At 70.2% G+C, this 24,262-nt stretch carries 37 protein-coding genes; 3 read left to right on the forward strand and 34 right to left on the reverse strand.

All coding sequences use genetic code 11. The annotated features are described in order from the left end of the window. Window positions 1-140: 140 nt before the first annotated feature. The 34 genes from ACI79D_RS06410 to rpsL form a co-directional block, all read right to left on the reverse strand. Window positions 141-1,217: a DNA-directed RNA polymerase subunit alpha gene (locus ACI79D_RS06410; protein ID WP_456917513.1), complete on the reverse strand. Its 1,077-nt coding sequence runs from the start codon at window positions 1,215-1,217 to the stop codon at window positions 141-143. A 140-nt stretch (window positions 1,218-1,357) separates the two neighbouring features. Further along, window positions 1,358-1,984 carry a 30S ribosomal protein S4 gene (gene rpsD, locus ACI79D_RS06415; RefSeq protein ID WP_456917514.1) on the reverse strand — a complete coding sequence of 209 codons (627 nt, stop codon included), beginning with the start codon at window positions 1,982-1,984 and terminating at the stop codon, window positions 1,358-1,360. A 32-nt stretch (window positions 1,985-2,016) separates the two neighbouring features. Next, window positions 2,017-2,424: a 30S ribosomal protein S11 gene (gene rpsK, locus ACI79D_RS06420; RefSeq protein ID WP_014377968.1), complete on the reverse strand. Its 408-nt coding sequence runs from the start codon at window positions 2,422-2,424 to the stop codon at window positions 2,017-2,019. 98 nt (window positions 2,425-2,522) lie between these two features. Next, window positions 2,523-2,903 (reverse strand): 30S ribosomal protein S13, encoded by a 381-nt coding sequence (gene rpsM / locus ACI79D_RS06425; protein ID WP_456546202.1) that lies wholly within the window; start codon window positions 2,901-2,903, stop codon window positions 2,523-2,525. Between the two features lie 14 nt (window positions 2,904-2,917). Beyond that, window positions 2,918-3,031 (reverse strand): 50S ribosomal protein L36, encoded by a 114-nt coding sequence (gene rpmJ, locus ACI79D_RS06430; protein WP_012950458.1) that lies wholly within the window; start codon window positions 3,029-3,031, stop codon window positions 2,918-2,920. Between the two features lie 74 nt (window positions 3,032-3,105). Beyond that, window positions 3,106-3,327: a translation initiation factor IF-1 gene (gene infA, locus ACI79D_RS06435; protein ID WP_012950459.1), complete on the reverse strand. Its 222-nt coding sequence runs from the start codon at window positions 3,325-3,327 to the stop codon at window positions 3,106-3,108. Window positions 3,328-3,609: 282 nt separating this feature from the next. After that, the gene (map, locus tag ACI79D_RS06440) at window positions 3,610-4,413 is read right to left on the reverse strand and encodes a type I methionyl aminopeptidase (RefSeq protein ID WP_456917515.1); all 804 of its coding nucleotides are present in this window, start codon (window positions 4,411-4,413) and stop codon (window positions 3,610-3,612) included. Window positions 4,414-4,485: 72 nt separating this feature from the next. After that, on the reverse strand, window positions 4,486-5,112 hold the full coding sequence (locus ACI79D_RS06445; RefSeq protein WP_456917516.1) for an adenylate kinase: 627 nt from the start codon (window positions 5,110-5,112) through the stop codon (window positions 4,486-4,488). An 8-nt stretch (window positions 5,113-5,120) separates the two neighbouring features. Beyond that, window positions 5,121-6,431 carry a preprotein translocase subunit SecY gene (gene secY, locus ACI79D_RS06450; RefSeq protein WP_456917517.1) on the reverse strand — a complete coding sequence of 437 codons (1,311 nt, stop codon included), beginning with the start codon at window positions 6,429-6,431 and terminating at the stop codon, window positions 5,121-5,123. Between the two features lie 115 nt (window positions 6,432-6,546). Continuing rightward, window positions 6,547-6,990: a 50S ribosomal protein L15 gene (rplO, locus tag ACI79D_RS06455; RefSeq protein ID WP_456917518.1), complete on the reverse strand. Its 444-nt coding sequence runs from the start codon at window positions 6,988-6,990 to the stop codon at window positions 6,547-6,549. A gap of 24 nt (window positions 6,991-7,014) precedes the next feature. Next, window positions 7,015-7,197, reverse strand: coding sequence for a 50S ribosomal protein L30 (gene rpmD, locus ACI79D_RS06460; RefSeq protein ID WP_222173664.1), 183 nt, complete (start codon window positions 7,195-7,197; stop codon window positions 7,015-7,017). Between the two features lies 1 nt (window position 7,198). After that, the gene (gene rpsE / locus ACI79D_RS06465; protein WP_072919083.1) at window positions 7,199-7,813 is read right to left on the reverse strand and encodes a 30S ribosomal protein S5; all 615 of its coding nucleotides are present in this window, start codon (window positions 7,811-7,813) and stop codon (window positions 7,199-7,201) included. 37 nt (window positions 7,814-7,850) lie between these two features. Continuing rightward, window positions 7,851-8,261 (reverse strand): 50S ribosomal protein L18, encoded by a 411-nt coding sequence (gene rplR / locus ACI79D_RS06470; RefSeq protein WP_456917519.1) that lies wholly within the window; start codon window positions 8,259-8,261, stop codon window positions 7,851-7,853. Further along, window positions 8,261-8,800 (reverse strand): 50S ribosomal protein L6, encoded by a 540-nt coding sequence (gene rplF, locus ACI79D_RS06475; protein WP_456917520.1) that lies wholly within the window; start codon window positions 8,798-8,800, stop codon window positions 8,261-8,263. Before rplF ends, rplR begins: the two co-directional genes overlap by 1 nt. A gap of 12 nt (window positions 8,801-8,812) precedes the next feature. Continuing rightward, window positions 8,813-9,217: a 30S ribosomal protein S8 gene (rpsH, locus tag ACI79D_RS06480; protein ID WP_456917521.1), complete on the reverse strand. Its 405-nt coding sequence runs from the start codon at window positions 9,215-9,217 to the stop codon at window positions 8,813-8,815. A 158-nt stretch (window positions 9,218-9,375) separates the two neighbouring features. Then, window positions 9,376-9,561, reverse strand: coding sequence for a type Z 30S ribosomal protein S14 (locus ACI79D_RS06485; protein ID WP_012950469.1), 186 nt, complete (start codon window positions 9,559-9,561; stop codon window positions 9,376-9,378). 22 nt (window positions 9,562-9,583) lie between these two features. Next, the gene (gene rplE / locus ACI79D_RS06490; protein ID WP_456917522.1) at window positions 9,584-10,168 is read right to left on the reverse strand and encodes a 50S ribosomal protein L5; all 585 of its coding nucleotides are present in this window, start codon (window positions 10,166-10,168) and stop codon (window positions 9,584-9,586) included. Window positions 10,169-10,173: 5 nt separating this feature from the next. Next, window positions 10,174-10,509 carry a 50S ribosomal protein L24 gene (gene rplX, locus ACI79D_RS06495; protein ID WP_456917523.1) on the reverse strand — a complete coding sequence of 112 codons (336 nt, stop codon included), beginning with the start codon at window positions 10,507-10,509 and terminating at the stop codon, window positions 10,174-10,176. Window positions 10,510-10,511: 2 nt separating this feature from the next. Beyond that, complete coding sequence (rplN, locus tag ACI79D_RS06500; RefSeq protein WP_012950472.1) at window positions 10,512-10,880, reverse strand: 50S ribosomal protein L14; 369 nt, start codon at window positions 10,878-10,880, stop codon at window positions 10,512-10,514. 231 nt (window positions 10,881-11,111) lie between these two features. Then, a complete protein-coding gene (gene rpsQ / locus ACI79D_RS06505) occupies window positions 11,112-11,423 on the reverse strand; it encodes a 30S ribosomal protein S17 (protein WP_456917524.1) in 312 nt (103 codons plus the stop codon). Next, window positions 11,420-11,653 carry a 50S ribosomal protein L29 gene (rpmC, locus tag ACI79D_RS06510; RefSeq protein ID WP_072919070.1) on the reverse strand — a complete coding sequence of 78 codons (234 nt, stop codon included), beginning with the start codon at window positions 11,651-11,653 and terminating at the stop codon, window positions 11,420-11,422. The genes rpsQ and rpmC overlap by 4 nt, the downstream gene beginning before the upstream one ends. Further along, the gene (gene rplP / locus ACI79D_RS06515; RefSeq protein WP_091362954.1) at window positions 11,653-12,069 is read right to left on the reverse strand and encodes a 50S ribosomal protein L16; all 417 of its coding nucleotides are present in this window, start codon (window positions 12,067-12,069) and stop codon (window positions 11,653-11,655) included. The genes rpmC and rplP overlap by 1 nt, the downstream gene beginning before the upstream one ends. Before the next feature lie 3 nt (window positions 12,070-12,072). Then, the gene (gene rpsC, locus ACI79D_RS06520; protein ID WP_456917525.1) at window positions 12,073-12,987 is read right to left on the reverse strand and encodes a 30S ribosomal protein S3; all 915 of its coding nucleotides are present in this window, start codon (window positions 12,985-12,987) and stop codon (window positions 12,073-12,075) included. Beyond that, window positions 12,987-13,454 carry a 50S ribosomal protein L22 gene (gene rplV, locus ACI79D_RS06525; RefSeq protein ID WP_456917526.1) on the reverse strand — a complete coding sequence of 156 codons (468 nt, stop codon included), beginning with the start codon at window positions 13,452-13,454 and terminating at the stop codon, window positions 12,987-12,989. The genes rpsC and rplV overlap by 1 nt, the downstream gene beginning before the upstream one ends. A gap of 22 nt (window positions 13,455-13,476) precedes the next feature. Further along, entirely contained in the window at window positions 13,477-13,758 is a 282-nt protein-coding gene (gene rpsS / locus ACI79D_RS06530) for a 30S ribosomal protein S19 (protein ID WP_089402109.1), read from the reverse strand. 23 nt (window positions 13,759-13,781) lie between these two features. After that, window positions 13,782-14,615, reverse strand: coding sequence for a 50S ribosomal protein L2 (gene rplB, locus ACI79D_RS06535; RefSeq protein WP_387987748.1), 834 nt, complete (start codon window positions 14,613-14,615; stop codon window positions 13,782-13,784). A 41-nt stretch (window positions 14,616-14,656) separates the two neighbouring features. Next, window positions 14,657-14,959 carry a 50S ribosomal protein L23 gene (rplW, locus tag ACI79D_RS06540; protein WP_448610260.1) on the reverse strand — a complete coding sequence of 101 codons (303 nt, stop codon included), beginning with the start codon at window positions 14,957-14,959 and terminating at the stop codon, window positions 14,657-14,659. Further along, window positions 14,956-15,741, reverse strand: a complete 786-nt coding sequence (gene rplD, locus ACI79D_RS06545) for a 50S ribosomal protein L4 (RefSeq protein WP_456917527.1) — start codon at window positions 15,739-15,741, stop codon at window positions 14,956-14,958. The genes rplW and rplD overlap by 4 nt, the downstream gene beginning before the upstream one ends. Then, the gene (gene rplC / locus ACI79D_RS06550) at window positions 15,738-16,403 is read right to left on the reverse strand and encodes a 50S ribosomal protein L3 (RefSeq protein WP_456917528.1); all 666 of its coding nucleotides are present in this window, start codon (window positions 16,401-16,403) and stop codon (window positions 15,738-15,740) included. The genes rplD and rplC overlap by 4 nt, the downstream gene beginning before the upstream one ends. Window positions 16,404-16,418: 15 nt before the next feature. After that, complete coding sequence (gene rpsJ / locus ACI79D_RS06555) at window positions 16,419-16,724, reverse strand: 30S ribosomal protein S10 (protein ID WP_014742859.1); 306 nt, start codon at window positions 16,722-16,724, stop codon at window positions 16,419-16,421. A 165-nt stretch (window positions 16,725-16,889) separates the two neighbouring features. Then, a complete protein-coding gene (tuf, locus tag ACI79D_RS06560) occupies window positions 16,890-18,083 on the reverse strand; it encodes an elongation factor Tu (RefSeq protein WP_456917529.1) in 1,194 nt (397 codons plus the stop codon). A gap of 90 nt (window positions 18,084-18,173) precedes the next feature. After that, window positions 18,174-20,273 carry an elongation factor G gene (fusA, locus tag ACI79D_RS06565; protein ID WP_456917530.1) on the reverse strand — a complete coding sequence of 700 codons (2,100 nt, stop codon included), beginning with the start codon at window positions 20,271-20,273 and terminating at the stop codon, window positions 18,174-18,176. 102 nt (window positions 20,274-20,375) lie between these two features. After that, entirely contained in the window at window positions 20,376-20,846 is a 471-nt protein-coding gene (rpsG, locus tag ACI79D_RS06570) for a 30S ribosomal protein S7 (RefSeq protein WP_456909101.1), read from the reverse strand. 1 nt (window position 20,847) lies between these two features. Beyond that, a complete protein-coding gene (rpsL, locus tag ACI79D_RS06575; RefSeq protein WP_012950487.1) occupies window positions 20,848-21,222 on the reverse strand; it encodes a 30S ribosomal protein S12 in 375 nt (124 codons plus the stop codon). Between the two features lie 574 nt (window positions 21,223-21,796). On the opposite strand from rpsL, the gene ACI79D_RS06580 reads away from it, so the two are divergent. The 3 genes from ACI79D_RS06580 (at window position 21,797) to ACI79D_RS06590 (ending at window position 24,239) form a co-directional block, all read left to right on the forward strand. After that, window positions 21,797-22,774: a hypothetical protein gene (locus ACI79D_RS06580; RefSeq protein ID WP_456917531.1), complete on the forward strand. Its 978-nt coding sequence runs from the start codon at window positions 21,797-21,799 to the stop codon at window positions 22,772-22,774. A 74-nt stretch (window positions 22,775-22,848) separates the two neighbouring features. Further along, a complete protein-coding gene (locus tag ACI79D_RS06585; RefSeq protein WP_456917532.1) occupies window positions 22,849-23,064 on the forward strand; it encodes a hypothetical protein in 216 nt (71 codons plus the stop codon). A 131-nt stretch (window positions 23,065-23,195) separates the two neighbouring features. After that, a complete protein-coding gene (locus ACI79D_RS06590) occupies window positions 23,196-24,239 on the forward strand; it encodes an LLM class F420-dependent oxidoreductase (RefSeq protein WP_456917533.1) in 1,044 nt (347 codons plus the stop codon). Window positions 24,240-24,262: the final 23 nt, after the last annotated feature.

Genomic DNA, 24,262 nt, shown 5'->3' on the forward strand with positions numbered 1-24,262 from the left:
GGCCGGGCCGCGGTGCCGGCTGCGTTCCGTGGTGGTGCTGTCGATCGGCGCGCTGGACGCGCGGTGGTGCGTCCGGACCCAGTGTGGCGGCCCGGTCGGCGGTGCCGGACGGCGGGTTCCCCCGCCGCCCCGCGCCGGCCTCAGAGCTGCTCGGTCTCCTGGTAGGAGCCGTCGTCGTACTGCGCCTGGTCGTACGCGGCGGCGTACTCGCCGTGCTGCTGGTAGGCGTCGGTCTCGTAGCCCTCGTCGTAGCTCTCGACCGACGTCGGGATGAACCCGGGCGGGCTGTCCTTGAGCGCGAGGCCCATCGCCGCCAGCTTCATCTTGACCTCGTCGATCGACTTGGCCCCGAAGTTGCGGATGTCGAGCAGGTCGGCCTCGGAGCGGGTGACGAGCTCACCGACGGTGTGCACGCCCTCGCGCTTGAGGCAGTTGTAGGACCGGACGGTGAGGTCCATGTCCTCGATCGGCATCGAGAAGTTGGCGATGTCGGCGGCCTCGGCCGGGCTCGGCCCGACCTCGATGCCCTCGGCGTCGATGTTCAGCTCGCGCAGCAGGCCGAACAGCTCGACCAGCGTGGACCCGGCGCTGGCGATGGCGTCGCGCGGGGCGATAGACGGCTTGGTCTCGACGTCGACGACCAGACGGTCGAAGTCGGTCCGCTGCTCGACGCGGGTGGCCTCGACGGCGTAGGTGACCTTGAGGACCGGCGAGTAGATGGAGTCGACGGGGATCCGGCCGATCTCCTGGCCGGGCTGCTTGTTCTGCGGTGCCGGCACGTAGCCGCGGCCCCGCTCGACGACCAGCTCGATCTCCAGCCGGCCCTTGCCGTTGAGGGTGGCGATGTGCAGCTCGGGGTTGTGCACCTCGACCCCGGCCGGCGGCGCGATGTCCGCGGCGGTGACCTCGCCCGGGCCCTGCTTGCGCAGGTACATGGTCACCGGCTCGTCGGAGTCGGAGCTGACGACCAGGCCCTTGAGGTTGAGGATGATCTCGGTGACGTCCTCCTTGACCCCGGGCACGGTGGTGAACTCGTGCAGGGTCCCCTCGATCCGGATGCTGGTGACAGCAGCGCCGGGGATGGAGGAGAGGAGGGTGCGGCGCAGGGAGTTGCCGAGGGTGTAGCCGAAGCCCGGCTCGAGCGGCTCGATGACGAACCGCGAGCGCTGCTCGGAGAGGGTCTCCTCGGTCAGCGTCGGTCGCTGTGCGATGAGCATTGCGGTGATCTCCTTGGGGTCCTCCGGCGCCCGCCATATGACGCCGTGAGGGGGTGGTGCGGGCTCCGGAGGGCATCTGTCCACCCGCCGGAGCCGGCTCCGGGGCCGGGCCGGTGCGGCCCAACCCCGGAGGCGAGCTCCTACTTGGAGTAGAGCTCGACGATCAGCTGCTCCTGCACCGGGGTGTCGATCACCTGGCGGGCCGGCACGCTGTGCACGAGCACGCGCAGCTGGCTGCTGATGACCTCCAGCCACGGCGGCACGGGGCGCTCGCCGGCGCGGGCCTGGGCGACCTCGAAGGGCAGCATCCGCCGCGACTTCTCGGCGACCTCGATGATGTCGTTCGCGCTCACGCGGAAGGACGGGATGTCCACCTTGCGGCCGTTGACGCGGATGTGGCCGTGGCGCACCAGCTGGCGGGCCATGTCGCGGGACTCGGCGAAGCCGGCCCGGTAGACCACGTTGTCGAGGCGGGACTCGAGGATCTGCAGCAGGACCTCACCGGTCTTGCCCGACTTCTTGTTCGCCTCTTCGTAGTAGCCGCGGAACTGCTTCTCCAGCACGCCGTAGATGCGGCGGGCCTTCTGCTTCTCGCGCAGCTGCAGCAGGTACTCGCTGTCCTTGCTGCGGCCCCGGCCGTGCTCGCCCGGCGGGTAGGGCCGGATCTCGATCGGGCACTTCGGGGACTCGCACTTGCTGCCCTTGAGGAACAGCTTCATCTTCTCGCGCCGGCACATGCGGCAGTCGGCTCCGGTGTAACGGGCCACGTTTGTCTACCTTCGCTCTCGTCGGTGGCCGGTCAGACCCGGCGGCGCTTCTTCGGGCGGCAGCCGTTGTGCGGCTGCGGCGTCACGTCCTGGATCTGACCCACCTCGAGGCCGGTGGCCTGGAGGGACCGGATGGCGGTCTCACGGCCGGAGCCGGGGCCCTTGACGAAGACGTCGACCTTGCGCATGCCGTGCTCCTGAGCCTTGCGCGCGGCGTTCTCGGCGGCCATCTGCGCGGCGAACGGCGTCGACTTGCGCGAGCCCTTGAAGCCGACGTGGCCGGCGGAGGCCCAGCTGATCACGTTCCCGTTGGGGTCGGTGATCGACACGATGGTGTTGTTGAAGGTGCTCTTGATGTGAGCGGCGCCGTGGGCGACGTTCTTCTTCTCCTTGCGGCGGACCTTCTTGGCACCAGCCGCGGCGCGAGCCCTGGGAGGCATGTCTCTCCGGTTTCCTTCTGATCAGTGGCCAGATGCAGCACGTGTGCGCGCCGTCGCTCCCGCCCTCACGGGTCGCCTGCGACGGCGCGCGGCACGGCTTACTTCTTGCCGGCCTTCTTCTTGCCGGCGATGGTCTTGCGCGGACCCTTGCTCGAGCGAGCGTTGGTCCGGGTGCGCTGACCGTGGACGGGCAGGCCGCGACGGTGACGCAGGCCCTGGTAGCAGCCGATCTCCACCTTGCGGCGGATGTCGGCGGCCACCTCGCGGCGCAGGTCACCCTCGACGCGGAAGTGCTCGTCGATGTAGTCACGCAGCTTCAGCAGGTCCTCGTCGCTGAGGTCCTTGGCGCGCAGGTCGGGGCTGACGCCCGTCGCGGCCAGGGTCTCCTTCGCGTGGGCCTTGCCGATGCCGTAGATGTAGGTGAGCGCGATCTCCATCCGCTTCTCGCGGGGCAGGTCGACGCCGGCCAGTCGTGCCATGTCCAGGTACTCCCTCAGCCCTGCCGCTGCTTGTGGCGGGCGTTGTCGCAGATGACCATGACCCGGCCGTGCCGGCGGATCACCTTGCACTTGTCGCAGATCTTCTTCACCGACGGCTGGACCTTCACCGGTGCCGCCCCTCATTCCTGTCGATCGTGAGCCGCGCACACCCACCCCGGGTCGGGGCGGCGCGCAACGGCGGTTACTTGTACCGGTAGACGATGCGACCGCGGGTCAGGTCGTAGGGCGAGAGCTCCACGACCACGCGGTCCTCGGGCAGGATGCGGATGTAGTGCTGGCGCATCTTGCCGCTGATGTGGGCGAGCACCCGGTGCCCGTTCTGCAGCTCGACCCGGAACATCGCGTTGGGCAGCGGCTCGACGACGCGACCCTCGACCTCGATGGCCCCGTCCTTCTTCGCCATACCCGACACGGCCTCCCGGCTCGACTGCGCCCACGCGGAGACCCGCCGGACGCGCTGGTTGATTGCAGAACAGGTGGTGCAGACACTCCCGCGAGGGCGCCCCGCGTCGTACGGCCACAGCACGACAACAGGGCGGCGCGAGCGCCATCGGCCACTGTACCCCGCTCCGGCGCGCCTCTCCAACCCGGCCCCGATCAGGACGGAGGGTGGAACGTCACACCGGAACGGTCCTCCTGCCGAGCCCCGCCACGAACCTGCGCGCGGCGGGGGCAGGGACCCTGCTCAGGTGCGGGGGGTGATCCCGAAGGGGGCCAGCCCCGCGACGCCGCCGTCCTCCGCCGTCAGGACCCAGGGGCCCTCCGGGGTGATGGCGACGGTGTGCTCGAAGTGGGCCGCGCGGGACCCGTCCTTGGTGACCACGGTCCAGCCGTCCTCGAGCTCGACGGTGGCCGGGTCCCCCACGGTGACCATCGGCTCGATGGCCAGCGCGAGCCCGGGGACCAGCCGCGGACCACGGCCGGCGCGCCCGTAGTTCAGCACGTGCGGGTCCTGGTGCATCTCGGTCCCGATGCCGTGGCCGCCGTAGTGGTCGACGATCCCGTAGGGGTGCTCCTCGGCGGTGATCGCCTCCTCGACGGCGTGGCTGATGTCGGTCAGCCGGCCCCCGGCGATCGCCCGGGCCAGGCCGGCCCACATCGACCGCTCGGTGACGGCGATCAGCGCGGCGTCCTCGGCCGACGGCGGGCCCACGGTGACCGTGACGGCGGAGTCGCCGTGCCAGCCCTCCAGGATGGCCCCGCAGTCGATGGAGATGTTGTCGCCCTCGGCCAGCGCGCGGCCCCTGTCCGGGATGCCGTGGACGATCTCGTCGTTGATCGACGCGCAGATGCTGCCGGTGAAGCCGTGGTAGCCCAGGAAGGACGGGACGGCGCCGGCACTGCGGATGTGGTCCTCGGCGATCGCGTCGAGCTCACCGGTGGTGACACCCGGCCGAACCGCGGCGCGCACCGCGGCGATCGCACCGGCCACGACCAGGCCTGCGGCCCGCATGAGCTCGATCTCGTGCGGCGTCTTGATCTGGATCATCCGTCCACTCCACTTCGCCAGCAGCGGGAGGCGTCCGAGGATCCCGGCGGCCGTCATCTGCGCCGCCGTTCCTCAGCCCGCGCTCGGCTGCCCGGTCGGTCCCTCGGGCTGCGCGGCCACCTCGGCCCCGGTCACCCCGAGGGCCGCCATCGCCCGCGCGGTGACCTCCTCGATCGCCCCGATCGCGTCGATGCGGGCCAGCAGCCCCTCAGCCTCGTAGAACCCCGACAGCGGCGCGGTCTGTTCCCGGTAGACCTGCAGCCGGTGCCGCACCGTCTCGGGGTCGTCGTCGTCCCGCTGGACCATCTGCCCGTCGACCAGCATGCGCCGGCCGGAGAGCCGGCGCACCAGCTCGTCCTCGTCCACGACGAGCTCGAGGACGCGGTCGAGGGCGTGCCCCAGGTCCTCCAGCGAGGTGCGCAGCTGCTCGGCCTGCGCGATGGTCCGCGGGAACCCGTCGAGGAGGAAGCCGCCCTTGGCGTCGGCCTCGGCCAGCCGGTCCTTGACCATCGCCACCGTGATCTCGTCGGGCACCAGGTCGCCGGCGTCCATGTACACCTTGGCCTCGACACCCAGCGGGGTCCCCCCGCTGACGTTGGCCCGGAAGATGTCGCCGGTCGAGATCGCCGGGACGCCGAGCTGGCCGGCGATGATCTGCGCCTGGGTCCCCTTGCCCGCCCCGGGGGGACCGAGCAGCACGACGCGCACTACTTCAGGAACCCTTCGTAGTTGCGCTGGTTGAGTTGCGTCTCGATCTGCTTCACCGTCTCCAACCCCACTCCGACCATGATCAGCACCGCGGTCCCGCCGAACGGGAAGTTCTGGTTCTGCCCCTGCTGCGTGATCGACAGGAACAGGTTGGGCAAGACTGCCACCAGCCCCAGGTAGATCGACCCGGGGAGGGTGATCCGGGAGAGCACGTACTGCAGGTACTCGGCGGTGGGCCGACCCGGCCGGATGCCCGGGATGAAGCCGCCGTAGCGCTTCATGTCCTCGGCCCGCTCCTCCGGGTTGAAGGTGATCGACACGTAGAAGTACGTGAAGAACACGATCAGCCCGAAGTAGATGGCGATGTGCGCGGGGCTGCTCTGGTTGATGACGTAGTTCTCGAAGAAGCGCCGCACCGGGCCGGTCTCGTTGCCCTGCAGCTGCGTGATCAGCTGCGGGAGGTACAGCAGCGACGACGCGAAGATGACCGGGATGACGCCGGCCTGGTTGACCTTGAGCGGCAGGTACGTCGACGTCCCGCCGTACATGCGGCGACCGACCATGCGCTTGGCGTACTGGACGGGGATCCGCCGCTGGGCCTGCTCGACCCAGACCACCGTGCCGATGATGACGACGGCGATGACGCAGACGACGGCGAAGACGAAGCCGCCGCGGGTCTGCAGGATCTGGCCGCCCTCGGCGGGGATGCGGGCTGCGATCGACGTGAAGATCAGCACGGACATGCCGTTGCCGATCCCCTTCTCCGTGAGCAGCTCGCCGAGCCACATGATCACCGCGGTGCCGGCGGTGAGCGCGATCACCAGGACCACCGTCGTCCAGATGGACGTGTCCGGGATGATGTCCTGCGAGCAGCCCGGGAACAGCTGACCGGAGCGGGCAAGGGCGATGATGCCGGTGCTCTGCAGGATGGCGAGCGCGATCGTCAGGTAGCGGGTGTACTGGGTCAGCTTCTGCTGGCCCGACTGCCCTTCCTTCTTCAGCTGCTCGAAGCGCGGGATGACCACGACCAGCAGCTGCACGATGATGCTCGCCGTGATGTACGGCATGATCCCGAGCGCGAACACCGACAGCCGCAGCAGCGCGCCACCGGAGAACAGGTTCACCAGCGAGTAGAGGTCCCGCTGGTCGGAGGCCTGCGCCTGCTCGAGACAGCTGTTGATGGCCTCGACGGACACGCCCGGCCCGGGGATGGAGGCACCCAGCCGGTACACGGCGATGATCGCCAGGGAGAACAGCAGCTTGCGCCGGAGGTCTGGCGTCCGGAACGCCGCGGCGAACGCCTGCAGCACGTGCCCTCCCCTGCTCGGTCGAATGAGGTTAGCAATGCGCGGCCCGGTGGCTGCGATAGCCACCGGGCCGCGTGCGGCCCCCTGCAGGCCCCCGGTGGGGGCAGGGGGTCCTTGTTCAGATGCGGGTGGTGCTGCCCCCGGCCGCGGAGATCTTCTCCGCGGCGGACGCCGAGAACGCGTGCGCGTGCACGTGCACCTCGACACCGCCCAGGTCGCCGGTACCGAGCACCTTCACCGGCTGGCCGCGGCGCACCGCGCCGGCCTCGGCGAGGGAGTCGGGGTTCACCGAGCCGCCCTGGGGGAACAGGGACGCGATCCGGTCGAGGTTGACGACCTGGAAGACGACCTTGTTGGGGTTCTTGAAGCCCGAGAGCTTGGGCAGCCGCATGTGCAGCGGCGTCTGCCCGCCCTCGAACCGCGCGGAGGTGTTGCCGCGCGCGCCGGTGCCCTTGGTGCCGCGACCGGCGGTCTTGCCCTTGGAGCCCTCACCGCGACCCACGCGGGTCTTCGCGGTGTGGGCGCCGGGGGCCGGACGCAGGTGGTGGACCTTGAGAGTCATGAGATGTCCCTACTCAGCCGCGGTTCAGCTGATCTCTTCGACGGTGACCAGGTGAGGCACCGTCGCGACCATCCCGCGGATCTCGGGACGGTCCTCCTGGACGACCGAGTCGTTGATCCGCTTGAGGCCCAGCGACCGCAGCGTCTGACGCTGGTTGGGCTTGGTCCCGATGGCGGACTTGACCTGGGTGACCTTCAGCTGCGCCATGTCAGACCCCCTGGCCCGCACGGGCACGCAGCATGGCCGCGGGGGCGACGTCCTCGAGCGGCAGACCACGGCGAGCCGCGATCTCCTCGGGGCGGACGAGGTCCTTCAGCGCCTGCATGGTCGCGTGCACGATGTTGATCGGGTTGGAGGACCCGAGGCTCTTCGACAGCACGTCGTGGATGCCCGCGCACTCGAGGACGGCGCGCACCGGACCACCGGCGATGACACCGGTACCGGGGCTGGCCGGCTTGAGCAGCACGACACCGGCAGCGGCCTCACCCTGCACCGGGTGCGGAATGGTGCTGGCGATCCGCGGCACCTTGTAGAAGTGCTTCTTGGCCTCCTCGACACCCTTGGCGATCGCCGCGGGCACCTCCTTGGCCTTGCCGTAGCCGACGCCCACGGTGCCGTCGCCGTCGCCCACGATCACCAGGGCGGTGAAGCTGAAGCGCCGACCGCCCTTGACGACCTTGGACACGCGGTTGATGGCCACCACGCGCTCGATGAAGTTGCTCTTCTCGGCAGGCGCGCCGCCGGGCCCCCGCCCGCCGTCACGACGGTCGCGGCGGTCGTTGCCGCCGCCGGCGCCGCCGCCGCGTCGCTGTGGTCCTGGCATCAGACGTCCCTCTCGATCTTGTTCGCGGTATAGCTCATCAGAAGTCCAGGCCACCCTCGCGGGCACCGTCGGCCAGCGCGGCGATCCGACCCTGGTAGCGGTTGCCACCCCGGTCGAACACCACCGCGGCGATGCCGGCGGCCTTGGCCCGCTCGGCGACCAGCGCGCCCACCTGGCGGGCCAGGGTGGACTTGTCGCCCTCGGCGCTGCGCAGGCTCGGGTCGAGCGTCGAGGCGCTGACCAGGGTACGGCCGACGGTGTCGTCGACGACCTGCACGTGGATGTGCCGCGAGCTGCGCTTGACCACCATGCGCGGACGCTCCGGCGTGCCCGAGACGCGCTTGCGCAGCCGGGTGTGCCGGCGCAGGCGGGAGGTCCGCCGCGCGGTGCTGACGTCGGTGCCGACGGGCTTGTGCACCCGAGCAGCAGCCTTCTCGGTCTGTGCCATCACTTACCCGTCTTCCCGACCTTGCGCTTGACGACCTCACCCTGGTAGCGCACGCCCTTGCCCTTGTACGGGTCCGGACGGCGCAGCTTGCGGATGTTGGCCGCGACCTGGCCCACCTGCTGCTTGTCGATGCCCTCGACCCGCAGGCGGGTCGGCGACTCGACGGTGAAGGAGATGCCCTCCGGGGCACGCACCGGCACCGGGTGGCTGTAGCCCAGGGCGAACTCGAGGTCCGAGCCACGCGCCTGGACGCGGTAACCGACACCGACGATCTCGAGGGTCTTGCTGTACCCCGTGGTGACCCCGGTGATCATGTTGGCGATGAGGGTGCGCGACAGCCCGTGCAGCGCCCGGCTCTCCCGCTCGTCGTTGGGGCGCTGCACGCTCAGCACGCCGTCCTCGCCGCGGGCCACGGTGATGGGCGCCGCGACCGTGTGGCTGAGCGCGCCCTTGGGGCCCTTGACGTTGACCGTCTGACCGTCGATGGCGACGTCCACGCCGCTGGGCACCGGAATCGGGAGTCGTCCGATCCGTGACATCTGCTCGTCCCCTTACCAGACGTAGGCGAGGACTTCCCCGCCCACGCCCTTCTTGTTCGCCTGCCGGTCGGTCAGCAGACCGGTCGAGGTGGAGATGATCGCCATCCCGAGGCCGCCGAGCACCTTGGGCAGCGCGTTGGACTTGGCGTACACCCGCAGACCGGGCTTGGAGACGCGCCGGACACCGGCGATGCTCCGCTCACGGTTCGGGCCGTACTTGAGGTCGACCACCAGCTGCTTGCGCGCGGTGCCGTCCTGCTCGACCTCGTCGACCCGCCAGCCGGCGATGTACCCCTCCTGCTGGAGGATCTCCGCGATGTGCGTCTTCAACTTGGAGGACGGCATCGTCGTGGAGTCGTGGTACGCCTGGTTGGCGTTCCGGATCCGCGTGAGCATGTCCGCGATCGGGTCGGTCATCGTCATGGGTGTGTTGCCTCTCTCGCCGCGGTTCCTCACGCGGTGTGGCGCGGGCCTCTCGGCGATCGGTGGTGCTTCAGTGGTGGTGAGCTGCTGGGGTCGGCCCCGCTACAGGGTCCCGCGCCGAGCTTGCGAGGCGTGGGGGGTAGCGGAGTCCTTCACCAGCTGGACTTGCTGACGCCCGGGAGCTCGCCGGCGTGGGCCATCTCCCGCAGGCAGATCCGGCACAGGCCGAACTTGCGGAAGACCGAGTGCGGACGGCCGCACCGCTGGCAGCGGGTGTAGCCGCGGACCGCGAACTTCGGCTTGCGGGCCGCCTTGTTGATCAGCGCCTTCTTTGCCATCTGTCTGTCTCCTCGCCCCGACTCAGCGGGTGGTGGTCACGACGGGCTGGCCGGCGAACGGGAAGCCCAGCAGGCGGAGGAGCTCGCGACCCTCCTCGTCGTTCGTGGCGGTGGTGACCAGCGTGATGTCCATGCCGCGGGGACGGTCGATCTTGTCGACGTCGATCTCGCGGAACATCGACTGCTCGGTCAGCCCGAACGTGTAGTTGCCGTGACCGTCGAACTGCTTCGCGTTGAGGCCGCGGAAGTCACGGATGCGGGGCAGGGCCAGCGACAGCAGCCGGTCCAGGAACTCCCACATGCGGTCGCCGCGCAGGGTCACCTTGGCGCCGATCGGCATGCCCTCACGCAGCTTGAACTGCGCGATGGACTTGCGGGCCCGGACGACGGCGGGCTTCTGCCCGGTGATGGCGGTGAGGTCGCGGACCGCGCCGTCCATCAGCTTCGCGTCGCGGGTCGCCTCGCCGACGCCCATGTTGACGACGATCTTCGTCAGCCGCGGGATCTGCATGACGTTGTCGTAGTTGAACTCCGACTGCAGCGCCGGCGCGATCTCCGCGCGGTAGCGCTCGAGCAGGCGGGGCAGCTCACGGGTGGGTGCACTCATGTCGGTCAGAGGTCCTTACCGGTGCGCCGCGAGACCCGGATGCTGCGGCCTTCCTCGTCCTTGCGGTAACCGACCCGGGTCGGCTTGTCCTCGGAGTCGACCACCATCACGTTGCTGACGTGGATGGGAGCCTCCTGCGTGACGATCCCGCCCGACTGGGCGCCACGCTGGTTGGAGCTGATCCGGGTGTGCTTCTTGACCCGGCCGACGCCTTCAACGAGGACCTTCTGCTGCTTGGGGTAGGCGGCGATGACGCGGCCCTTGGCGCCCTTGTCCTTGCCGGACAGCACCACGACGGTGTCGCCCTTCTTGACCTTCATCGAGGGGGTCTTCTCCGCCATGGTCACAGCACCTCCGGGGCGAGCGAGATGATCCGCATGAAGCGCTTGTCGCGGAGCTCCCGGCCGACGGGGCCGAAGATGCGCGTACCGCGTGGGTCGCCGCTGTCGCGGATGATGACCGCGGCGTTCTCGTCGAAGCGGATGTAGGAGCCGTCCGGACGACGACGCTCCTTCACCGTGCGCACGACGACGGCCTTGACCACGTCACCGCGCTTGACGCCGGCGCCGGGCAGGGCGTCCTTCACGGTGGCGACGATGACGTCGCCGATGCCCGCGTAGCGTCGCCCGGAACCGCCGAGCACCCGGATGCAGAGGATCTCCTTTGCCCCGGTGTTGTCGGCGACCCGCAGTCGCGACTCCTGCTGGATCACGTCCTACTCCCTGATCTTTCGTGGTGACAGCCGGGCCGGATCGGTGAACCGGCTGTCCGATACCCACGTGCGGACGCACCGGCAGCGTCAGCCGCCGGTGCGTCCGAGGCACGGGTACCGGGATGCGGCGCGCACCCGGAGGGCGCGCCAGTCGTCCAGCGTACCTGCTCCTGGACCTCCCCCGGAGGGGTGCTGGTCACTCGGCCCAGGTGCGGGCCGAGTGACCAACCATCACTTCGCCTTCTCGAGGACCTCGACCAGCCGCCACCGCTTGGTGGCCGACAGCGGCCGGGTCTCCATGATCTGCACGCGGTCACCGATGCCGGCGACCCCCTGCTCGTCGTGGGCCTTCAGCTTGCTCGTGCGACGGATGACCTTGCCGTAGAGGCCGTGCTTCACGCGGTCCTCGACCTCGACGACGATCGTCTTGTCCATCTTGTCGCTCACCACGAGGCCCTCGCGGACCTTGCGGTAGCCACGGCCGGCCAGGCCGGGGCCCGACGCTGCAGCAGTGTTCGGCTGCGCCGACTGGGGCTCGCTCATGCCACACCCTCGTTCGGGGCGACCGACAGGCCCAGCTCGCGCTCGCGCATGATCGTGTAGATCCGGGCGATGTCGCGGCGGACGGTCTGCAGCCGCCTGTTGTTGTCCAGCTGGCCGGTGGCCACCTGGAACCGCAGGTTGAACAGTTCTTCCTTCGACTCGCGCAACCGCGTGGCGAGCTCCTCGGCGGAGAGCTCACGCAGCTCGGGAGCGGTCAGACCGGCGGCCATCACACCTCTCCTTCGCGAGTGATGAAGCGGCACTTCATGGGGAGCTTGTGGATCGCGCGACGCATGGCCTCGCGGGCCACCGGCTCGGCGACACCGGAGAGCTCGAACATGATGCGGCCGGGCTTGACGTTGGCCACCCACCACTCGGGCGAACCCTTACCCGAACCCATGCGCGTCTCGGCCGGCTTCTTGGTGAGCGGGCGGTCCGGGTAGATCGAGATCCAGACCTTGCCGCCACGACGGATGTGCCGGGTCATGGCAATACGGGCCGACTCGATCTGCCGGTTGGTCACGTACGCCGGCTCGAGCGCCTGGATGGCGTACTCGCCGAAGTTGATGGCGGTGCCGCCCTTGGCACGACCCGAGCGGCTCGGGTGGTGCTGCTTGCGGTGCTTGACGCGCCGTGGGATCAGCACGTGTCAGCCCTCCGTGGTGTTCTGCGCGGCCGTGTTCTCGGCCGCAGCGGTCGCCTCGGCGCCCACGTTCTCGGCGACGGTCTGCTCGGGAGCGACCTCGCCGGACGTCGCGGCGACCGCGCTCTCGGTGGTGTCGACGGCGGGACCGGTCGAGGACTCGGCCGCAGCGCGACCGGCCTCGGTGCCGCCGGCGGTGGTGCCGGACGAACCGGACCGTCGCGGACGCTGGGCCCGCTCACGGCGCTGCTGACGGGCCGCGAGGGCCTCGAGGGCCTCCCGCTCGGCACGCGAGCCGCTGACGTCGCCCTTGTAGATCCAGACCTTCACGCCGATGCGGCCGAAGGTGGTGCGGGCCTCGTAGATGCCGTAGTCGATGTTCGCCCGCAGCGTGTGCAGCGGCACACGACCCTCGCGGTAGAACTCCGACCGGCTCATCTCCGTGCCGCCGAGGCGACCCGAGCACTGCACCCGGATGCCCTTCACCTGCGGGCTGCGCTGCGCCGACTGCATGGCCTTGCGCATGGCGCGGCGGAAGCTCACCCGGCTGGAGAGCTGCTCGGCGACGCCCTGGGCGACCAGCTGCGCGTCGGACTCGGGGTTCTTGACCTCGAGGATGTTCAGCTGCACCTGCTTGCCGGTGAGCTTCTCCAGCTCGCCGCGGATGCGGTCGGCCTCCGCGCCGCGGCGGCCGATGACGATGCCCGGCCGGGCGGTGTGGATGTCGACGCGGACGCGGTCGCGGGTGCGCTCGATCTCCACCTTGGAGATCCCGGCCCGCTCCATCCCCTTGCTCATAAGCTTGCGGATGGCCACGTCTTCCTTGACGTAGTCCTTGTACAGCTTGTCGGCGTACCACCGGGACTTGTAGTCCGTGGTGATGCCCAGTCGGAACCCGTGCGGGTTGACCTTCTGACCCACTAGCGGGTCCCTCCCCTCGTGTTGCTGCTCTGCTGCTGGGTGGCCGGCCCGGACTGACCGGTGCGACGGCGCGCGGTGCGCGACTTGCCGGCCAGCTCGGCGTTCGCCGAGACCTCGGCGACCTCGACCGTGATGTGGCAGGTCCGCTTGTTGATCCGGTACGCGCGGCCCTGGGCCCGCGGACGGATGCGCTTGAGCGTCGGGCCCTCGTCGACGTACGCGGCGCTCACGACCAGCGCGGCCGGGTCCAGCCGCAGGTTGTGCTCGGCGTTGGCGACGGCGCTGGCGACGACCTTGAGCACCGGCTCGCTGGCGGCCTGCGGCGCGAAGCGCAGCAGGGCCAGGGCCTCGTCGGTCGGCAGGTAGCGGATGAGGTCCACCACCCGGCGTGCCTTCATGGGGGTGACGCGGACGAACCGGGCCGTAGCCCGGGCGACCGGCGCCTCCTGTCCCACCTGGGAAGTCATGTGGATTCTCTCTCTACCTGGGTCAGCCGCGCCGGGACCGGCGGTCGTCCTTGACGTGCCCACGGAACGTGCGGGTGGGCGCGAACTCGCCCAGCTTGTGCCCGACCATGGCCTCGGTCACGAACACCGGGACGTGCTTGCGACCGTCGTGGACGGCGATGGTGTGCCCGAGCATGTCGGGGATGATCGTCGAGCGGCGGGACCAGGTCCGGATGACGGTCTTGGTGCCCTTCTCGTTCTGCGCGTCCACCTTCTTGAGCAGGTGGTCGTCGACGAACGGGCCCTTCTTCAGGCTGCGTGGCATGTCTGTCGGACTCCTCTACCCGCTCAGCGCTTCTTGTTGGTGCGCCGGCGGCGCACGATCAGGGCGTCACTGGCCTTGCGCTTGCGCGTGCGGCCCTCCGGCTTGCCCTTCGGGTTCACCGGGTGGCGACCACCGGAGGTCTTGCCCTCACCACCACCGTGCGGGTGGTCCACCGGGTTCATGGCGACACCGCGGACGGTCGGGCGCTTGCCCTTCCAGCGCATGCGGCCGGCCTTGCCCCAGTTGATGTTCGACTGCTCGGCGTTGCCCACCTCGCCGACGGTCGCGCGGCAGCGGACGTCGACGTTGCGGATCTCACCCGACGGCATGCGCAGCTGCGCGAAGCGACCCTCACGGGCCACCAGCTGGACGCTGGTGCCGGCCGAGCGGGCGATCTTCGCACCGCCACCGGGACGGAGCTCGATGGCGTGAACGACGGTGCCGACGGGGATGTTCCGCAGCGGCAGGTTGTTGCCCGGCTTGATGTCGGCCGAGGGGCCGCACTCCACCGTGTCGCCCTGCTTCAGGCGGGCCGGCGCGATGATGTAGCGCTTCTCGCCGTCCGCGAAGTGCAGCAGCGCGATGCGCGAGGTGCGGTTCGGGTCGTACTCGATGTGCGCGACCTTGGCCGGCACGCCGTCCTTGTCGGCCCGGCGGAAGTCGATCACCCGGTAGGCGCGCTTGTGCCCACCGCCCTGGTGCCGGGCGGTGACCTTCCCGTGGACGTTGCGCCCGCCGCGACCGTGCAGCGGCCGGACCAGCGACTTCTCGGGGTGGTCGCGGGTGACCTCGGCGAAGTCGGCGACGCTGGAGCCGCGGCGGCCCGGCGTCGTCGGCTTGTACTTGCGGATAGCCATTGCTGACTCAGTCCTCTATCTCTGGTCCGGCGGTACCGGGCTCAGGCGCCCGGGCCCCCGAAGATCTCGATGCGGTCGCCCGGCGCCAGCGAGACGATGGCGCGCTTGGTGTCCTTGCGCTTGCCGAGCTTGTTGCCCCGGCTGCGCTTGCGCTTGCCCTGGCGGTTGATGGTGTTCACGCCGAGGACCTTCACGTTGAAGATCTGCTCGACCGCGATCTTGATCTGCGTCTTGTTCGCCTCGGGCAGGACGACGAACGTGTACTGGTTCTCGTCGAGCAGCCCGTAGCTCTTCTCCGAGATGACCGGGGACAGCAGGACGTCCCGGGGGTCGCGGACGCTCACGCCTTCTCCTCGGTGGTCTCGGTGGCGATGTCGAGGTCGGTGGTGCCCTCGACCGGCTGGATCGACGGGATGGCACCCGGGACGTCCGGCGTGGTCAGGTCGGGCTTCTCCACTCCGCGGCGCTTGCCCGTGGCCGGCCCGGCCACGAACTCGGCCAGCGCGGCCTCGGTGAAGACGACCTCGTCGGACACCAGCACGTCGTAGGTGTTGAGCTGGCCGGCCTCGATCAGGTGCACCTGCGGCACGTTGCGCAGGCTGACCCAGTTGAGGACGTCCTCGCGGTCGAGCACGACCAGGACCCGCTTGGCGGTGGTGATCGCCTGGAGGGTGGCCAGCGCGGCCTTGGTCTTCGGGGCGTCGCCGTCCACGAAGGTGCTCACGACGTGCACGCGGTCCTCGCGGGCCCGGTCGGAGAGGGCGCCCCGCAGCGCGGCGGCCTTCATCTTCTTGGGGGTCTTCTGCGAGTAGTCGCGCGGCTGCGGGCCGTGGACGGTGCCACCGCCCTCGAACTGCGGCGCACGGGTCGAGCCCTGGCGGGCGCGGCCGGTGCCCTTCTGGCGGTACGGCTTGGCGCCACCACCGCTGACCTGGCCGCGCGTCTTGGTCGCGTGCGTGCCCTGGCGGGCGGCAGCCAGCTGGGCCACCACGACCTGGTGCATGAGCGCGACGTTGGCCGACGCGTCGAAGAGCTCACCGGGCAGCGTCACGCTGCCGGAGGTCTCCCCCGCCGGGGTCCGGACGTCGACCTGGCGGTCGGACCGGGTCTGGGTCGACTGGGTCACTGGTTGTCACTCCCCACGGGGCCGCCCTTGACGGCCGAGCGGACGAGCACGAGGCCGCCCTTCGGGCCCGGGATCGCGCCCTTGATCAACAGCAGCCCACGCTCGGCGTCCACCTTGTGCACGTTGAGCGAGAGGGTCGTCGTCTTCACCGCGCCCATGCGGCCGGCCATGCGCAGGCCCTTGAAGACGCGGCCGGGGGTCGACGCCCCGCCGATGGAACCGGGCGACCGGTGCTTGCGCTGGGTGCCGTGCGCGGCGCCCAGGCCGCGGAAGCCGTGCCGCTTCATGACACCGGCCGTGCCCTTGCCCTTGCTGGTGCCGATGACGTCGACCTTCGCGACGCCGTCGAAGACCTCGGCGGTCAGCTCCTGGCCGACCGTGTAGTTCGAGGCGTCCGAGGTGCGCAGCTCGACCAGGTGACGACGCGGCGTGACGCCCGCCTTGGCGAAGTGCCCACCCTCGGGCTTGTTCACCTTGCGCGGGTCGATCTCACCGAACCCGAGCTGGACGGCGGAGTAGCCGTCCACCTCGGGGGTGCGCACCTGGGTCACCACACACGGGCCCGCCTTGACGACGGTCACCGGCACGATGCGGTTGTTCTCGTCGAAGACCTGGGTCATGCCCAGCTTCTCGCCGAGGAGACCACGGAATGTGCTCGCCATGTCTGCTGACTGCCCTTACTGGATGTTCACGTCGACCGAGGCCGGCAGGTCGATGCGCATGAGCGCGTCGACCGTCTTCGGCGTCGGGTCGAGGATGTCGATGAGCCGCTTGTGCGTGCGCATCTCGAAGTGCTCCCGCGAGTCCTTGTACTTGTGCGGCGAGCGGATGACGCAGTACACGTTCTTCTCCGTCGGCAGCGGCACCGGGCCGACGACGCGCGCACCGGTCTTGGTCACCGTGTCGACGATGCGCCGCGCCGAGGCGTCGATCGCCTCGTGGTCGTAGGCCTTCAGCCGGATGCGGATCTTCTGTCCCGCCATCGCTGTCTTCTGCTCCTGCCGATCGGTGTCTGTTCGTAGCTGGGGAACGCCGGGTGGTCCTGACCGCATCCGGTCTGGCCCCAGCGGGATGGGTGGCGCTGCACACAGGCGGCCACCCGGGGACGGGCGGCGGCGCACACGTGCGCACCGCCGCCCGTCGGGGTCTTACTTGAGGATCTTGGTGACGCGACCGGCGCCGACGGTGCGGCCACCCTCACGGATGGCGAACCGCAGGCCCTCCTCCATGGCGATCGGCTGGATGAGCTCGACCGTCATCTCGGTGTTGTCGCCCGGCATGACCATCTCGGTGCCGGCCGGCAGGGTCACGACGCCCGTGACGTCCGTGGTCCGGAAGTAGAACTGCGGACGGTAGTTGTTGAAGAACGGCGTGTGACGGCCACCCTCGTCCTTCGAGAGGATGTAGACCGAACCCTCGAAGTTGGTGTGCGGGGTGATCGAGCCGGGCTTCACGACGACCTGGCCGCGCTCCACGTCCTCGCGCTTGATGCCGCGCAGCAGCAGACCGACGTTGTCGCCGGCCTGGCCCTGGTCGAGCAGCTTGCGGAACATCTCGACGCCGGTGACGGTGGTCTTGGTCGACGAGGAGCGGATCCCGACGATCTCGACCTCCTCGTTCACCTTGACGATGCCGCGCTCCACGCGACCGGTGACGACGGTGCCGCGACCGGTGATGGTGAAGACGTCCTCGACCGGCATGAGGAACGGCTTGTCGATCTCACGCTGCGGCTCGGGGATGGCGGTGTCGACGGCGGCCATCAGCTCCATGAGGGCGTCGCCCCACTTCTGGTCGCCCTCGAGGGCCTTCAGCGCGGAGACGCGCACCACGGGGACGTCGTCGCCCGGGAACTCGTACTCGCTGAGCAGCTCGCGGACCTCCAGCTCGACGAGCTCGAGGATCTCCTCGTCGTCGACCATGTCGGCCTTGTTGAGCGCCACGACGATGTAGGGGACGCCGACCTGGCGGGCCAGGAGGACGTGCTCCTTGGTCTGCGGCATCGGGCCGTCGGTCGCCGCGACCACCAGGATGGCGCCGTCCATCTGCGCCGCACCGGTGATCATGTTCTTGATGTAGTCGGCGTGACCCGGGCAGTCGACGTGCGCGTAGTGCCGGTTCTCGGTCTGGTACTCGACGTGGGCGATCGAGATCGTGATCCCGCGGGCCTTCTCCTCGGGCGCCTTGTCGATCTGGTCGAAGGCCGACGCCTCGTTGAGGTCCGGGTACTTGTCGTGCAGCACCTTGGTGATCGCCGCGGTAAGGGTGGTCTTCCCGTGGTCGATGTGCCCGATGGTGCCGATGTTGACGTGCGGCTTGGTCCGCTCGAACTTGGCCTTGGCCACTGGGTTCCTCTCCTCGTGGTCTCGCGTCGTGCGCGAACTCTGGGGTGGGCTTGCTGGGGGCCCGGGCGGGGGGCTACCCCGCCCGGCAGGTCACTCGCCGGTCGCCTTGGCGATGATCTCCTTGGCGACGTTGGCCGGGACCTCGGCGTACGAGTCGAACACCATGGTGTAGCTCGCCCGCCCCTGGGTGCGGCTGCGCAGGTCGCCCACGTAGCCGAACATCTCCGAGAGCGGGACCAGGGCCCGGACGACGCGGGCGCCGGAGCGCTCCTCCATCGCCTGGATCATCCCGCGCCGGGAGTTCAGGTCGCCGATGACGTCGCCCATGTAGTCCTCGGGCGTGACGACCTCGACGGCCATCATCGGCTCGAGCAGGGCCGGGCTGGCCTTGCGCGCGGCCTCCTTGAAGACCATCGAGCCGGCGATCTTGAACGCCATCTCCGACGAGTCGACCTCGTGGTACTGACCGTCGATCAGGGTCGCCTTGACGCCCACGACCGGGTAGCCGGCGAGGATGCCGTACTGCATGGCGTCCTGCATGCCCTGGTCGACCGACGGGATGTACTCCTTCGGGATGCGACCACCGGTGACGGCGTTGACGAACTCGTAGGTGGCGGAGTCGCCGCTGATCTCCAGCGGCTCCAGGGTCACCTGGACCTTCGCGAACTGGCCGGACCCACCCGTCTGCTTCTTGTGGGTGTAGTCGACCTTCTCGACGGCCTTGCGGATCGTCTCGCGGTAGGCCACCTGGGGCTTGCCCACGTTGGCCTCGACCTTGAACTCGCGCCGCATGCGGTCGACGAGGATCTCCAGGTGCAGCTCGCCCATACCGGAGATGACCGTCTGGCCGGTCTCCTCGTCGAGGCGGACCTGGAAGGTCGGGTCCTCCTCGGCCAGCTTCTGGATGGCGGTGCCGAGCTTCTCCTGGTCGCTCTTGGTCTTCGGCTCGATGGCGACCGAGATGACCGGAGCCGGGAAGGTCATCGACTCCAGGATCACCGGCTTCTGCGGGTCGCAGAGCGTGTCACCGGTGGTGGTCTGCTTGAGGCCCACCACGGCGACGATCTGGCCGGCGCCCACGCCCTCGCGCTCCTCGCGCTTGTTGGCGTGCATCTGGTAGATCTTGCCGATCCGCTCCTTGCGGTCCTTGGTGCTGTTGAGCACCGGGGACCCGGAGGAGACCTTGCCCGAGTAGACCCGGACGTAGGTCAGCTTGCCGAGGTGCTGGTCGGTCTGGATCTTGAAGGCCAGCGCGGAGAAGGGCTCGTCCTCGTCGGCGTGCCGGATGACCTCGGTCTCGCCGTCCAGCGCGGTGCCGACGATCGCCTCGATGTCCAGCGGGCTGGGCAGGTAGTCGACGACGGCGTCGAGCAGGGGCTGCACGCCCTTGTTCTTGAACGCCGTGCCGGTGAGGACCGGGTTGACCTGGGCCGAGATGGTGGCCTTGCGGATGGCCGCCTTCAGCCGCTCGACGGAGATCTCCTCGCCGCCGAGGTAGGCCTCCATGAGGTCGTCGTCGGTCTCGGCGATGGTCTCGAGCAGCTTCTCGCGGTACTCGGCGGCCTGGTCGGCGAGCTCGGCCGGGATCTCCTCGACCGAGTAGTCCTCGCCCATCTGGGTCTCGCCACGCCAGGTAAGCGCCCGCATCCCGACCAGGTCGACGACACCGATGAAGTCGGCCTCGGCACCGATCGGGAGCTGCAGCACCGCCGGGTTGGCGCCCAGGCGCTCGACCATCATGTCCACGCAGCGGAAGAAGTTCGCGCCGGTGCGGTCCAGCTTGTTGACGAAGCACATGCGCGGGACGCCGTACTTCTCCGCCTGTCGCCAGACCTGCTCGGTCTGCGGCTCCACGCCGGCGACACCGTCGTAGACCGCGACGGCACCGTCGAGCACCCGCAGCGACCGCTCCACCTCGACGGTGAAGTCGACGTGCCCGGGGGTGTCGATGATGTTGATGTCGTGGCCGTTCCAGGAGCACTTCGTCGCGGCGGACGTGATGGTGATGCCGCGCTCCTGCTCCTGCTCCATCCAGTCCATCGTGGCCGCGCCGTCGTGGACCTCACCGATCTTGTAGTTGATACCGGTGTAGAAGAGGATGCGCTCGGTCGTCGTGGTCTTGCCGGCGTCGATGTGCGCCATGATCCCGATGTTGCGGGTCTTGGCGAGGGTGGCCTTGGTGTCGGCCATTCGTCTCTCCTCTTTGGTTCGCTGTGCGCGTGCGGGTGGTCCAGGGGTTGGCCCGGACCACCCGCGGGCCGCGGGGGCTGGCGGAGCCAGCCGGGATGGCGCTTACCAGCGGTAGTGCGCGAAGGCCTTGTTCGACTCGGCCATCTTGTGGGTGTCCTCGCGGCGCTTGACCGCGGCACCGAGGCCGTTGCTGGCGTCGAGCAGCTCGTTCATCAGCCGCTCGGTCATCGTCTTCTCACGGCGCGCCCGGCTGTACTGGATCAGCCAGCGCAGGCCCAGCGTCGTGCTGCGCGAGGCGCGGACCTCGACCGGGACCTGGTAGGTCGCACCACCGACGCGGCGGCTGCGGACCTCGAGGGCCGGCTTGACGTTGTCCAGCGCGCGCTTGAGGGTGACCACCGGGTCGGTGTCGGTCTTGGTGCGGCAGCCCTCGAGGGCGCCGTAGACGATCGACTCGGCGACCGAGCGCTTGCCGTCGACGAGCACCTTGTTGATCAGCTGGGTCACCAGAGGCGACTGGTACACCGGGTCGGCGACCAGCGGCCGGCGCGGCGCGGGGCCCTTGCGCGGCATGTCAGCTCTTCTCCTTCTTCGCGCCGTACCGGCTGCGAGCCTGCTTGCGGTTGCGGACACCCTGGGTGTCGAGCGAGCCGCGGATGATCTTGTAACGCACGCCGGGCAGGTCCTTCACGCGACCGCCGCGCACGAGCACCATCGAGTGCTCCTGCAGGTTGTGACCGACACCCGGGATGTAGGCGGTCACCTCGATGCCACTGGTGAGGCGGACACGAGCGACCTTGCGCAGCGCCGAGTTCGGCTTCTTCGGCGTCGTCGTGTACACGCGGGTGCACACGCCACGACGCTGAGGGGAGCCCTTCAGCGCCGGGGTCTTGGTCTTCTCGACCTTGTCCTCGCGGCCCTTGCGGACCAGCTGGTTGATCGTGGGCATGGGTGGCCTGGATCTCCTACCTGCGCTGGGTCGTGCTGTGGATGGTGCTCTGCTCTGGCGTACTCGGGGTGCCGGTCCTGCTGGGGTCGTACCCGGGCCGGCCCGCCAACCACCACCGGTCCCCGCGGTCGGGCGTGTCGCCGTCCCCAGGACCGGCCGGCGAGGTCTACCGGATCGGTCGCCCCCCGCGACTCGGCGCCACCACCTTGTCGGCAGGCGCACCGCGAACGGGAGCAGGCCCAGGGCACCCTGGGCACGGCTGACCACGATACCCGTGTGCCGGAGACCGGTCAAAGCCGGGTCCGCCACATGTCGACACGCGAGGGTCAACCCACCCGCCGGGTCCGTACGCCCTGGTCAACACCTCTGCCGGCCGAGGTGTTCCCTCGGGGGTGGGTGGACCGGACGGCGCGCCCGGCGGTGCGGCGACTGTACCGGCTGCCTGCCTACCGCCGGCCGCTGCGACGCGCGACACCCCGCGACGCCGACGGCCCCGGGGGGCGGCGCGGCGGCTGTCGTACCCCGGCCCTACGGTCGGTGTCAGGACGCCCACCGACCGCCACCGGAGGATGCCGTGCACGTCGACCTGGCCCGCGAGCTGAAGACCCACCTGGCCGCGCGCCTGGCCGAGACCGGGGGGCGGGTCACCGCCAGCGACGTCGCCGGGCCCCGCGGCTGGGCGCGGCCGGCCCTCGGCCTGGCACCCATCGGCCCGGAGCAGGCCCACCTGGCCATCCGGCTGGCGGTCAAGGACGACGCCGACGTCCTGCTGGCCGGCCTGGACGACGCCGTGCTCGACGAGATCGACGTCCGCGTGATCGGACCGGTGCGGGCGCTGTCCTCCCCCACGCCCGACCAGTTGCAGCGCCGGACGCGCCCGCTGTACCCGGGCCTGTCCGTGGCCCACGCCGCGGTGACGGCCGGGACGCTGGGCGGCTTCGTGCGGGTGGACGGGCGGCTGGCGCTGCTGTCCAACAACCACGTCCTGGCCGCCGGCGGGGCCGCCTCGCTCGGCGACCCGGTGCTGCAGCCGGGTCCGGCCGACGGTGGCGCGCTCCCCACCGACCGGGTGGGCTCCCTGGCGGCCTTCGTGCGGTTCCGGGGCGACGGCGGGACCAACCTGGTCGACGCCGCCGCCGCGGTCCTCGACCCCGAGGTGCCGGCCGAGCCCGGCCGGCTCCCGGGTGGCCCGCTCGCCGACGAGGCACCGGACACCGACGACGTCGACCCCGACGAGCGGGTGGAGAAGGTCGGCCGCACGACCGGACACACGCTGGGCCGGATCACCGCCGTCGAGGTCGACGGGGTGACCGTGCAGTACGACGACGGGGTGCACACCTTCGACGACCAGGTCGAGGTCGAGGGGCTCAGCGGGGGGTTCAGCGCGGGCGGTGACAGCGGGTCGGTGATCTGGCGGAGCTCGGACCGGGCGCCGATGGGGCTGCTGTTCGCCGGCAGTGAGACCGGCGGCCGCAACGGGGGCGGCGTCACCTACGCCAACCCCATGGCCACGGTGCTGGAGCTGCTCGACCTGGAGTGGGTCCCCGCCTGAGTTGCCGGCCCTGGCCCCATGCAGGAGTCGTCCTCCTACTGTCGCGCCGGGCTGATCGGGGGCACCATGGGGCCATGACCGACCGCGCCTCCGCCCGAGCCGCCAAGAGCGCCCTCAGCGCGCGGCTGGCCGCCGACCCCGAGGTCGTGGGCGTGGGCCTGGCCCGGGGCGAGAGCGGCTACGTGGTGAAGGTGAACCTGGCCGACGCGCGCGCGGCCAGCCGGGTCCCCGGCGACGTGGACGGCGTCCGCGTCGTCACCGAGGTCGTCGGGGTGGTCCGCGCCGTCTGACGGAGGTCCCTGTCTCCTGCCCGCCCCCGCGAGCTCGGGGCGGGGCCCCGGACGTGGCCACCACTGCTCCCCCCTGCCGATACGGTCGGCCGCGGGCGCCGACGACGGCGCCGCCGACCTGAGGAGTGGACGTGCGCATCGGCATCCAGGCCAGCTACAGCGGCGGGTTCCGCGAGACCGCCGCGGAGATCCGCGACCTCGAGTCCGCCGGGCTCGACCTCGCGATGGTGGCGGAGGTCTACACCTTCGACGCGGTGAGCCAACTGGGCTACCTGGCCGCGGTCACCGAGCGCGTCGAGCTGATGAGCGGCATCTTCCCCATCTACAGCCGCACCCCGGCCCTTACCGCGATGACCGCGGCCGGGCTGGACTTCGTGTCCGGCGGCCGGTTCACCCTCGGCTTGGGCGCCTCCGGCCCGCAGGTGATCGAGGGCTGGCACGGCGTCCCCTACGACGCCCCGCTGCAGCGCACCCGCGAGATCGTGGAGATCTGCCGGCAGGTGTGGCGCCGCGACCGGCTCGTCCACGACGGGCCGAAGTACACCGTCCCGCTCCCCGCCGAGCAGGGCACCGGCCTGGGCAAGCCGCTCAAGCTGATCAACACCCCGGTGCGCGAGCGGATCCCGGTCCTGCTGGCCGCTCTGGGCCCGAAGAACGTCCAGCTGGCCGCGGAGATCGCCGAGGCCTGGGAGCCGATCTTCTTCGTGCCGGAGAAGGCGGCCTCGGTGTGGGGCGAGTCCCTGGCCGCGGGGCGGGCCAAGCGCGACCCTGCGCTCGGGGACCTGCAGGTGGTGACCGGCGTCCCGGTCGCCGTCGGGGAGGACGTCGAGGGGCTGCTCGACGCCGTGCGGCCGCAGCTGGCCCTCTACATCGGCGGCATGGGCGCCCGCGGCAAGAACTTCTACAACGACCTGGCCCGTCGCTACGGGTACGAGGAGGAGGCCCGCGCCGTCCAGGACCTCTACCTCGACGGCAAGAAGGACGAGGCGGCCGCGGCGGTGCCCGACGAACTGGTGCGAGCAACGTCGCTCATCGGGCCGGAGTCCCACGTCGCCGAGCGGGTCGCCGCCTTCCGCGAGGCCGGCGTGACGACGCTGATGCTGCAGCCGCTCGACGCCAGTCCTGAGGGCCGGCTCCGGACCGTCGAGACGATGCGCCGGATCGCGGACCGGTAGAGGGCCCGAGTTCCGTCACGTGA

The sequence above is a fragment of the Geodermatophilus sp. SYSU D00708 genome (assembly GCF_054050115.1).